9 protein-coding genes and 1 pseudogene are annotated in these 11,154 nt (G+C 69.2%); 6 read left to right on the forward strand and 4 right to left on the reverse strand.

The window, feature by feature from the left end; genetic code table 11:
* Positions 1-266 (forward strand): annotated as a pseudogene (locus tag ACWD3H_RS38020) (hypothetical protein); the annotation flags it as partial.
* Between the two features lie 192 nt (positions 267-458).
* Here ACWD3H_RS38020 and purL read toward each other — a convergent pair.
* From purL to purS, 4 genes are all read right to left on the reverse strand, one after another.
* Entirely contained in the window at positions 459-2,714 is a 2,256-nt protein-coding gene (gene purL, locus ACWD3H_RS38025; protein WP_451958434.1) for a phosphoribosylformylglycinamidine synthase subunit PurL, read from the reverse strand.
* On the reverse strand, positions 2,711-3,394 hold the full coding sequence (purQ, locus tag ACWD3H_RS38030) for a phosphoribosylformylglycinamidine synthase subunit PurQ (protein WP_350929761.1): 684 nt from the start codon (positions 3,392-3,394) through the stop codon (positions 2,711-2,713). The genes purL and purQ overlap by 4 nt, the downstream gene beginning before the upstream one ends.
* A gap of 199 nt (positions 3,395-3,593) precedes the next feature.
* Positions 3,594-4,061 carry an ATP-binding protein gene (locus ACWD3H_RS38035; RefSeq protein WP_451958435.1) on the reverse strand — a complete coding sequence of 156 codons (468 nt, stop codon included), beginning with the start codon at positions 4,059-4,061 and terminating at the stop codon, positions 3,594-3,596.
* 142 nt (positions 4,062-4,203) lie between these two features.
* Complete coding sequence (purS, locus tag ACWD3H_RS38040) at positions 4,204-4,449, reverse strand: phosphoribosylformylglycinamidine synthase subunit PurS (protein WP_350929763.1); 246 nt, start codon at positions 4,447-4,449, stop codon at positions 4,204-4,206.
* A 299-nt stretch (positions 4,450-4,748) separates the two neighbouring features.
* Between purS and pdhA the strand changes: the two genes are divergently transcribed.
* From pdhA to ACWD3H_RS38065, 5 genes are all read left to right on the forward strand, one after another.
* Positions 4,749-5,840, forward strand: coding sequence for a pyruvate dehydrogenase (acetyl-transferring) E1 component subunit alpha (gene pdhA, locus ACWD3H_RS38045; RefSeq protein WP_355548290.1), 1,092 nt, complete (start codon positions 4,749-4,751; stop codon positions 5,838-5,840).
* On the forward strand, positions 5,837-6,814 hold the full coding sequence (locus tag ACWD3H_RS38050) for an alpha-ketoacid dehydrogenase subunit beta (RefSeq protein ID WP_451958436.1): 978 nt from the start codon (positions 5,837-5,839) through the stop codon (positions 6,812-6,814). Before pdhA ends, ACWD3H_RS38050 begins: the two co-directional genes overlap by 4 nt.
* 12 nt (positions 6,815-6,826) lie before the next feature.
* Positions 6,827-8,224, forward strand: a complete 1,398-nt coding sequence (locus tag ACWD3H_RS38055) for a dihydrolipoamide acetyltransferase family protein (protein WP_451958437.1) — start codon at positions 6,827-6,829, stop codon at positions 8,222-8,224.
* A 629-nt stretch (positions 8,225-8,853) separates the two neighbouring features.
* Positions 8,854-10,584 (forward strand): ABC transporter ATP-binding protein, encoded by a 1,731-nt coding sequence (locus ACWD3H_RS38060; RefSeq protein WP_451958438.1) that lies wholly within the window; start codon positions 8,854-8,856, stop codon positions 10,582-10,584.
* Positions 10,585-10,753: 169 nt separating this feature from the next.
* Positions 10,754-11,047 carry a Dabb family protein gene (locus tag ACWD3H_RS38065; RefSeq protein ID WP_451958439.1) on the forward strand — a complete coding sequence of 98 codons (294 nt, stop codon included), beginning with the start codon at positions 10,754-10,756 and terminating at the stop codon, positions 11,045-11,047.
* Positions 11,048-11,154 lie beyond the last annotated feature (107 nt).

The following is an 11,154-nucleotide window of genomic DNA, read 5'->3' on the forward strand; positions in this document are numbered from 1 at the left end:
AGGGCGCCGACGGTAAGGACGGTAAGGACGGCAAGGGCGCTGTCCCCACCATCACCACCGTGACCGGGTCGTTCAACTTCGGCGGTCAGGGCGGAAGCCAGAGCGTGAGCTGCGGTTCGGGCAAGGTCGTCACGGGCGGCGGCTTCAGCAGCGGCGGCAGCGGTTCCGGTCAGATCTACACGAGCGCGCCCACCGGCTCCGGCTGGACCGTGAGCGGCAAGAACAGCAGCGGCACCGTCTACGCGCTCTGCATGAGCGCCTCCTGATCTCCGGCTGAGCGTGACAGCACGTGAGAGGCCCCCGGACGGCTGTCGGGGGCCTCTCAGGTGCCGTGGAACGGGACGGCCGTGCGGTCCACCGTGTGACGTCACCGGTGGCACGCGGAGGTGACCGGATGAGAACGGAAAGGGGAGTACGGCTCGGATGAGCCGTACTCCCCTTTCCGCGGTGCGTGAGGATCAGCCGAAGATGCCCGGCAGGGTGGACGTGTGGGTCTGGCGGAGCTCGGTGACCGGGATGTCCAGCACGCCCTTGATGTTCAGGGAGCCACCACCGGTGGTGCCCAGACCGTAGCAGGGCACCTCGTGGGCCGCGCACAGCTTCGCGAAGGTGTCGAACGACTCGGGCCTGACGGTCACCAGCGCGCGGGCCGACGACTCGCTGAACAGCTCGACGAACGCGTCGTCGCCGGTCAGGGAGACCGCGCAGCCGATGCCCTGGGCGAGGCAGGCCTCGGCGAGGGCGATGGCCAGCCCGCCGTCGGACAGGTCGTGGGAGCCGGTCAGCAGTCCCTGCGAGGCGGCCGTGGTCAGGACGAGAGCCAGGTCGCGCTCCGAGGCCAGCCGTGCCTTGGGCGGCAGGCCGCCCAGGTGGCCGTGGGCCACGTGCGCCCACTCCGAGCCGCCGAACTCCGCCTCGGTCTCGCCGAGCAGCACGATCCGGTCGCCGTCACCGGTGAAACCGGACCGTACCCGGGTGGCCACGTCGTCGATGACACCGAGCACGCCGACGACCGGCGTCGGGTGGATCGGGACGGATCCCGTCTGGTTGTAGAACGAGACGTTTCCGCCGGTCACCGGGACGCCGAGGGCCTTGCAGGCGTCGGCCAGGCCGCGCACGGCCTCGGCGAACTGCCACATGACCTCGGGGTCCTCGGGGGAGCCGAAGTTGAGGCAGTTGGTCACCGCCAGCGGCGTCGCGCCGGTGGTGGCCACGTTCCGGTACGCCTCGGCGAGGGCGAGCTGGGCCCCCGCGTACGGGTCGAGGCGGGCGTAGCGGCCGTTGCCGTCGGTGGCCAGCGCGATTCCGCGCGTCGTCTCCTCGGCGCCGGGCATGGCCTCGCTGATCCGCAGCACGCCCGCGTCGGCGGGCTGGGCCAGCACGGTGTTGCCGCGGACGTAGCGGTCGTACTGGGAGGTGACCCACTCCTTGGACGCCAGGTTCGGTGAGCCGAGGAGCTCCAGCAGCGCCGCGCGCAGGTCGGTGGGGCGGGCGAGGCGCTTGGGAGTGTCGCTGTTCAGCGCGATCTGGCCGGCCGGCTCCTGGAACGGCCGCTCGTAGACCGGGCCCTCGTCGGCCGCGGTGCCCGGCGGGATGTCGACGATGGTCTCGCCGTGCCAGGTCATCACGAGGCGGCCTCCATCGGTGACCTCGCCGATCACGGTCGCGGGGATGTCCCACTTCGCGCAGATCGCCATGAAGGCATCGATGTCGTCGGGTGTGACGACCGCCATCATGCGCTCCTGCGACTCGCTCATCAGGATCTCCTCGGGCCGCAGCGAGGGATCGCGCAGCGGCACCAGGTCGAGCCTGACGTTCATGCCACCGGTGCCCTTGGCGGCGAGCTCGGTGGTCGCGCAGGAGACACCGGCGGCGCCGAGGTCCTGGATGCCGACGACCACGTCCGCCTGGTAGAGCTCCAGGCAGCACTCGATCAGCAGCTTCTCCATGAAGGGGTCGCCGACCTGGACGCTGGGGCGCTTGGCGTGCGAGGAGTCCTCGAAGGTGGCCGAGGCCAGCACGGACGCGCCGCCGATGCCGTCGGGGCCGGTCAGCGCGCCGAACAGGACCACCTTGTTGCCCGGTCCGGGGGCCACCGCGAGCTTGATCTGGTCCTTGCGGAGCAGGCCCACGCAGAGGGCGTTGACCAGCGGGTTGCCGATGTAGCAGGGGTCGAAGACGACCTCGCCGCCGATGTTGGGCAGGCCCAGGCAGTTGCCGTAGTGGCTGATGCCCTCGACCACGCCGGGCAGCACCCGCCGGGTGTCGTGGGCGTCGGCGCCGCCGAAGCGGAGCGCGTCCATCACCGCGACCGGCCGGGCGCCCATCGACATGATGTCGCGGACGATGCCGCCGACGCCGGTCGCCGCGCCCTGGTGGGGCTCGACGTAGGACGGGTGGTTGTGCGACTCGATCTTGAAGGTGGCGGCCCAGCCGTCACCGATGTCCACGACCCCGGCGTTCTCCCCCATGCCGACGAGCAGAGCCGCCGACTTGGGGGCCTTGGTGCCGAACTGGCGCAGGTGCACCTTGGACGACTTGTAGGAGCAGTGCTCGCTCCACATGACGCTGTAGATGGCCAGCTCGGAGCCGGTGGGACGGCGGCCGAGGATCTCGCGGACCCGCTCGTACTCCTCGACCTTCATACCCAGCTCGGCGTACGGCTGGCGCTCGCCGGGGGTCTCCTCGGCCCGCTTGACGGTGTCGAGACTCATGCGTTCACCAGCTTCTTCAGGATCGAGGAGAAGAAGGCGCGCCCGTCGGTGCTCGGGGCGCCGGTGAGGTCCTCGACGGCGTGCTCGGGGTGCGGCATGAGACCGACGATGTTGCCGGCCTCGTTGCGGATGCCCGCGATGTCGTTCAGGGAGCCGTTGGGGTTGCCACCCGTGTAGCGGAAGACGACCTGGCCGCCCGCCTCCAGCGCGCCCAGGGTCGCCTCGTCGGCGACGTAGCGGCCCTCCCCGTGCTTGATCGGCAGCACGATCTCCTGGCCCTCGGTGAAGTCGGAGGTCCAGGGGGTGGTGTTGCTCTCGACCCGGATGCCCTGGTCGCGGCAGATGTAGTGCAGCCCGGCGTTGCGCATCAGCGCCCCGGGCAGCAGGTGGGCCTCGCAGAGGATCTGGAAACCGTTGCAGGTGCCAAGCACGGGTAGCCCGGCCCTGGCGGCGGGGATCAGCTCCTCCATCAGCGGGGCGAACCTGGAGATGGCCCCGCAGCGCAGGTAGTCCCCGTAGGAGAACCCGCCGGGCAGGAAGACCGCGTCCACCCCCTTGAGATCGGGATCCGCGTGCCACAGCGGCACGGCTTCGCCACCCGCGTGGCGCACGGCGCGGGCCGCGTCCTGATCGTCAAGAGTTCCTGGAAAAGTGACGACGCCCACGCGGGCAGCACTCATGGCAACGTTCCCCTCCGCAAACGGGCGCCGCGCCGGCGTCTCTTACATCGGACGTCGGTCTGCGGCGGTGCGTCCAGGCTATCCGCTCCGGACAAGCGGTCATACGCGGAGTGCCGGATCACACAACCGGGCAGCCCGGATGAGCGTCTTCCGGCCCGTAAGGGGCCGGGGAGAGCCGGATTCCCGGTGGGCGGCGGGGCTATACGGCGGCGAGCACCCGGTCGCGGGAGAAGGCGGCGTCGTCATCCCAGTCCAGGTGCTTGCGCAGGTGCACGACGGTGCCCCTGCCCGGGGTGATGTCGAAGGAGATCTCGTCCACCACCGCCTGCATGATGAGCAGGCCCCTGCCGTTCTCGACGTCGGCCGACGGGTAGTGCTCCGGCACTTCGACGAGGCCCTGGCCCCGGTCGATGATGCGGACGTCGCAGCGGCCGTGGCCGATGGCGGTCTCGACCTCGTAGCGGTTGGCCGGACCCCCGTGCCGCACGGCGTTGGCGCATGCCTCGGTCACCGCGAGCAGGATGTCGGAGACGCAGTCCTCGGTGACGCCGAGTGAGCGCAGGGAGTCGCCGAGCGCCCTGCGGACCATCGGGATGCCGATGGCCTGTCGTGGCAGAGCCAGCGAGAACTCCATGTCCACCGGTTTCCTCCCGGGGTCAGACGTCACCTCGTGAAGGCTTCCCTGCAGAATCCGGGCTAACCGCAAAATAACCGTAATGTTATTGACTAGTGGTCAAGCCGTGGGATTGCTCCGCCCATATTGCCGGATATAGCTGGATCTGGGCGGTTGATCTGCGTGGAGTGACGGCCTAGGACTCGACGGTGACGGTGTAGTCCTCGATCACCGTGTTGGCGAGCAGGGTTTCGGCCATTTTCCGGACGTCCGAAAGTGCCGCCTCGTCGGCGGGCCCATCGACCTCCACCTCGAACCGCTTGCCCTGCCGTACCGCTGAGACACCGGAGAAGCCGAGCCGCGGCAGCGCGCGGGCGATCGCCTGCCCCTGCGCGTCGAGAATCTCGGGCTTCAGCATGACGTCGACGATGACGCGCGCCACGATGTTCCTCCTGGTTGCGACGGGGACGGTTCGGCGCCTCAAGAGTAACCGGCTCCGGCCGTGCTCAGGCGCGGGGGCCGGACCCGCGCCACGCGGACGAAACGGGCGGGTGAAAGGGAGCGCGCGGGGAACGGGGAGCATATGGACGCCGAGGTAGGTCTTGCGCACACGTATGTGACCTCTGCCACGATGGCCACAAGCGCGTACGAACCACCATCAGACGGGTCGAACGCGTCGCGAATCGGCCGGACAGCGGTGGCGAACCCATCCAGACGGCCCCTAGCACACAGGAGTGGCACGTGACAGCCGACGCCTCTCGTGGTGCGGAAGCACCCCCGGAGCTCATTCAACTGCTGACCCCGGAAGGAGAACGGGTCGAGCATCCCGACTACGACATCGATCTGACCCCCGAGGAGATCCGAGGTCTCTACCGGGACCTGACCCTGGTCCGCCGCGTCGACCTGGAGGCCGTGGCCCTGCAACGCCAGGGCGAACTGGGTCTGTGGGCATCGCTGCTCGGGCAGGAGGCCGCGCAGATCGGCTCCGGCCGGGCGCTGACCGAGGCCGACATGGCATTCCCGACCTACCGCGAGCACGGGGTGGCCTGGTGCAGGGGCGTCGACCCGGTGAACCTGCTCGGCCTGTTCCGCGGCGTCAACCACGGAGGGTGGGACCCCGCGGAGCACAACTTCCACCTCTACACCATCGTGATCGGCAGCCAGACCCTGCACGCGGTCGGCTACGCCATGGGCATCCAGCGCGACGGTGCCGAGGCCGCCTCGATCGTCTACTTCGGCGACGGCGCCACCTCCCAGGGTGATGTGAACGAGGCCTTCATCTGGGCCTCCGTGTTCAACGCGCCGGTGGTGTTCTTCTGCCAGAACAACCAGTGGGCCATCTCCGAGCCGCTGGAGAAGCAGACCCGCATCCCCCTGTACCGCAGGGCCAGCGGGTTCGGGTTCCCCGGTGTCCGGGTCGACGGCAACGACGTCTTCGCCTGTCTGGCCGTCACCCGAAAGGCACTGGCCGATGCCAGGTCGGGGCAGGGGCCCGTGCTGATCGAGGCGTTCACCTACCGGATGGGCGCCCACACCACCTCCGACGACCCGACCCGCTACCGGGTGGCCGCCGAGTTGGAGGGATGGAAGCTCAAGGACCCGATCGAGCGGGTCAGGGCCTACATGTTCAAGAACCAGATCGCCGACCAGGACTTCTTCGACACGATCGACGCGGAGGCCGACGAGCTCGGACGGGACGTCCGCAAGCGCTGCCTCGCGCTGCCCGACCCCGAACCGCTGGCCATCTTCGACCATGTCTACGCCGAGCCGCACTCCCTGATGGACGCCGAGCGCGCGGAGTTCGCCACCTACCTTGAGGGGTTCGAGGCATGACCATTCTCACGCTGGCCAAGGCGCTCAACGAGGGCATGCGCAAGGCCATGGAGGACGACTCCAAGGTCCTCGTCATGGGGGAGGACGTGGGCAAGCTCGGCGGTGTGTTCCGGGTGACCGACGGCCTGCAGAAGGACTTCGGCGAGCAGCGGGTCATCGACACCCCGCTGGCCGAGTCGGGCATCATCGGGACGGCCATCGGCCTCGCACTCCGGGGCTACCGCCCGGTCTGCGAGATCCAGTTCGACGGATTCGTCTTTCCCGCGGCCGACCAGATCATCACGCAGCTCGCCAAGATGCCGTTGCGCTCGCTGGGCAAGCTGAGACTGCCGGTGGTCGTCCGGATTCCCTGCGGCGGTGGCATCGGCGCGGTGGAGCACCACAGCGAGTCGCCCGAGGCGTACTTCACGCACACCGCGGGCCTGCGCGTCGTGGCCTGCTCCAACCCGGCCGACGGCTACGCCATGATCCAGCAGGCGATCCGCTGCGAGGACCCCGTCGTCTTCTTCGAGCCCAAGCGGCGCTACTGGGAGAAGGCCGAGGTGGATGTCGACTCCTCGGGCTGGACCCCCTTCGACGAGGCCAAGGTGGTACGGCAGGGCACGGACGCCACCCTGCTCGCGTACGGGCCGATGGTGAAGACCTGCCTGGAGGCCGCGAAGGCGGCCGAGGACGACGGCCGGTCCCTGGAGGTCGTGGACCTGCGCTCGCTCAATCCGCTCGACGTCCCGAAGATCACGGAGTCGGTGCGCAGGACCGGGCGCTGCATCGTGGTGCACGAGGCACCCGTCTACAGCGGCTTCGGCGCGGAGATCGCCGCCCGCGTCACCGAGGAGTGCTTCTACAACCTGCAGTCCCCGGTCCTGAGGGTCGGAGGGCCCTCCACTCCCTATCCGCCCTCGCGGCTTGAGGACCACTACCTGCCCGATCTGGACAGGGTCCTGCACGCCGTCGACCGCGCGTTCGCGTTCTAGGGGAGGGCTGAAATGAAGGAGTTCAGGCTCCCCGACGTGGGAGAGGGACTGACCGAGGCGGAGATCGTCCGCTGGCACGTGAAGGTCGGAGACCCGGTCAAGGTCAACCAGACCATTGTGGAGATCGAGACCGCCAAGGCGGTCGTCGAGTTGCCCTGCCCGTTCGAGGGCGTCGTGGCGGCCCTGATGGCGGACGAGGGCGAGACCGTGGACGTCGGCAGACCGATCATCTCGGTGGACGACGGTGCCGGTCCCGCTCCCGTCGCGGAGCGGCCGGCGGCCCTGGCCGACGCCGCCGCCGACATGGTTCCCGCGCCACCTGCCGAGGTGCGGCAGCCGGTGCTGGTGGGCTACGGCGTCAAGCCGGGTGCGGCCAAGCGCCGCCCCCGCAAACCGTCGCCGTCCGGCGGCTCCCCTGCCGGTACGCCTCCCGCCGGTGCGTCCCTTGCCGGTACGGCTACCGGGTTGCGGTCGCCCGAGGCGGTGCCGTCCGGTGTGCAGGAGGGCGGCGTCGGCACGGCCGCACCGCCCACGAGCGCCGCGGTGCTGGCGAAGCCCCCAGTGCGGAAGCTGGCCAGGGATCTGGGCATCGACCTGACCGCTCTCACCGGGACCGGCCCGCACGGCTCGATCACCAGGGACGACGTCCAGGCCGCGGTCGGCACCGCGCCGGCCTGGCCGCAGGCGGCGGTCGCGACGCGGGAGGCGGAGGACGAGGAGCGGATCCCGATCAGGGGGGTGCGCAAGGCGACCGCGCAGGCCATGGTGGCCTCCGCGTTCACGGCGCCGCACGTGACGGAGTTCCTCCAGGTGGACATGACGGAGACCATGGACGCGGTCCGGCGCCTCCGGGAGCTGCCCGACTTCGCCGAGGTCAAGGTCTCGCCGCTGCTCCTGGTCGCCAAGGCCGTGCTCGTCGCCGCCCGCCGCCACCCGATGATCAACTCTGCCTGGGACGAGGCGCGTCAGGAGATCGTGGTCAAGCACCGCGTCAACCTGGGCATCGCCGCGGCCACCCCGCGCGGCCTGCTCGTTCCCAACGTCAAGGACGCCCACCTGCTGTCGCTACCCGCTCTGGCCGGTGCCCTCGGCGCTCTCGCCGGGACCGCCAGAGCGGGCCGCACCCAGCCCGCGGACATGGCCGGGGGCACGATCACGATCACCAACGTGGGCGTCTTCGGGGTGGACTCGGGCACCCCGATCCTCAACCCCGGCGAATCGGCGATCCTGGCCTTCGGCCAGGTCAGGGATATGCCGTGGGTGGTGGACGGGCAGGTCGTGCCGCGTAAGGTCTGCACGCTCGCGGTCTCGTTCGACCACCGGGTGGTGGACGGGGAGATCGGCTCGCTGTTCCTGCGCGACGTCGGCGCCATGCTTGAGGACCCTCTCCGGATGCTCGCCTGGGGATGACCCGGTGATTCCGGAGCCGGTTTCATGACAGAGCGGTGATTCGCCTGCCGGGTAAATCCGGCAGGCGAATCACTAAACATGACGGCCGGGCCTGTCAATTGGTGTTACGGGAAATGGGCGAGGACTCCGGGACGGCCCTCCCGGCCGCTGCGACGCCGTGCGGGCCGCCGCCCCGGCGATAATCGGGAAACCTCTTTTTGTCCCCTGTGGATCAGGGTTTATGGTGCGTATCCCCAGCTCGGTCAGGCGGTCGGGTTGCCGTGTGAAACTTTTGTCAGGCTTTACTCTCGATACGTTTTACGGCCTTTCTGAATTGGTTGTTAAAACATCTTTAATGCGCGTCGATATGGGCTGTTTGTCTGGGTATGGGTGCTAGTGTCGTGGTTGGTAAGCGCGACAGGCTCAGCACGAAGGGGGAAGCCATGACTTTCAAGCAGCTCTTCCCGTCCAGCCGGTACGTGACCTGGGGTGGATGCTGCTGCCGGCGCCGCCGCTGCGGATGTGGGTGTGGCGGCGGGTGGTGGTAGTAGTAGCTAGATCCGGTGCTAGCAGAAACAAATGAGAGCCGGCGGGTGAACCGCCGGCTCTCATTCTCAGAGTCGCTCTCGCCCAACGGGGCGAGGGCAGCGGTGCGTCGTCCTCCCACGGCGCCGACGGTCTCCATCCGCAGGACCTTCCGGGAGTTCTGGCCGTACACCCGCGGCCTCCGCCGGCTGCTCGTGGCCGGTGGCGTGCTCGCCATTGTCGCGGCCGTCTGCGAGGTCGCCGCGATCGGCCTGTTCGGCTTCATCACCGACGAGGTGCTCAGCAAGCAGAACCTGGGGGCCTTCTGGCTCCCCGCGGCGGCCTGGCTGGGCCTCGCGGCCGTCGCGGGGCTGGTCTCCTTCGTGGGGTCCTACCTCACGGCCCTGGGTGGTGAGCGCTTCCTGCTGCGGCTGCGAGACAGGGTGTTCGAGCACCTCCAGACGCTCACGCCCGACTTCTTCGACAACCGCCGCCTGGGTGACCTGATGGCCAGGCTCACCGACGACATCGAGGCCATCGAGGAACTCGTCGCTTCCGGCCTGGTCAAGCTCTTCACCACGCTCGCCAGTGTCGTCTTCTTCGCCGGTGCGGCCTTCTACATCCGGTGGGACCTGGCACTGCTGACGTTCCTGCTGGCCCCGGCCTTCCTGCTGGTCTCCAAGGTCTTCGCGGGCAGGTTCAGGACCGTGTCGGCGCGCGAGCGGCTCAGCAACGGGACCATGAACAGCGTCATCGAGGAGAGCCTGTCCAACCAGGCGCTCGTCCAGTCCTACAACCGCCAGGGCGCCGAGGCCGAGCGGCTGCACGCGGAGGGGAGCACCTGGATGCGGGCCAACGTGGCACAGGCGTGGTTGTCCTCCCTGTACGGGCCCGTCGTGCAGGTGATCGAGACCATCTGTCTGATCGCCATCCTCGGGTTCGGCGCGTGGGAGATCTCCTCGGGGCGCCTCACCATCGGCGGACTGCTCGCCTTCGCCGCCTACCTCGCCTACCTCTACCCGGCGGTGCAGAGCCTGGGGCAGATCGCCCTCACCGTCTCCGAGGCGGCGGCGGGCTCCGACCGGGTCATCGAGATCCTGCGGGCCCGGCCGGCCATCACCGACCGCGAGGCCCCCGTCCATCTGGGGCGTGGCCGTGGCCGCATCGAGTTCCAGGACGTCGGCTTCACCTACCCGAACAGGAGGAGGCCGACGTTGCGCGACATGTCCTTCGTCGTCGAGCCCGGGGAACTGGTCGTGTGCACCGGGCCGAGCGGGGTGGGCAAGTCCACGCTCGCGAAGCTCCTGCTTCGCTTCTACGATCCCACCGCCGGGCGCATCCTGCTCGACGGAACCGACATCCGGGATCTGTCGCGCGAGTCGCTCCGTGACAACATCACCATCCTGCAGCAGGAGAACCTGCTCTTCTCCGGGACCGTACGCGACAACATCGCCTATGGCCGCCCCGGCGCGGACCTGGACGACATCGTCCGCGCCGCCGTCATGGCGGACGTCCACGACTTCGTCAACGCGCTTCCCCACAGGTACGACACGCCGATCGGGCAGCGTGGGCGACTGATGTCGGGCGGGCAGCGCCAGCGGATCGCCATCGCCAGGGCCATCCTGCGTGACGCCCCGGTGCTCGTCCTCGACGAGCCGATGACGGGGCTCGACGCGCTCACCGCGGAACGGATCATGGAACCGCTCAAGAGGCTCATGGCCGGCCGCACGACCATCCTGATCACCCACGATCTCCGCTTCATTCCCGAGGCGGCCCAGAAGATCGTGCTCGAAGCCGTGCCGCGGCCTTCCAGCCGGATAAGGATCAGCCGCCGTTCCGTACCGCGCCCGGTGTGAGCGCGGATCACCTCTCGACGGCGATTCAGGTCCCGGACGGGCCGCGACACCCGTCCGGGGCCCGCCGCCGCACATCCCCGCCCTGCCCCGCTCCGCGGTCGCGGGGCCGTTGCCGGTTCCGGTGACGCCTGGCCTTACGCTGGCCGGGCACCCAAACGAAGGGAAGATCATGTTCCGGCATGTCGTGCTGTTCACCTGGGCACAAGAGGCCACCGATGAGCAGAGGGTCAGGGTCGCGACGGAGCTCGGCAAGCTGCCCGAAGCCATCACGGAGATCCGCTCCTACACCCTTGGCACGGACGCGGGCGTGAACCCGGGCAACCACCAGTTCGCGGTCGTCGTGGACTTCGACAGCGTCGACGACTACCTGGCCTACCGGGACCACCCGCTGCACCAGGCCGTGATCGCCGAGCACATCAAGCCGATCGTGGCCTCGCGGGCGGCGATCCAGTTCGAGCTCTAGGGCCTGTCCCGCGGATCTTGCCGTGGCGAGGATCGGTCAGGTGGTGCCTCGCAAGGCGGAGGAGGGAGCCGCAGCGTGCTGCGGTGACCGACGACAACGCGGCGAGG

The sequence above is a fragment of the Streptosporangium sp. NPDC002607 genome (assembly GCF_053592655.1).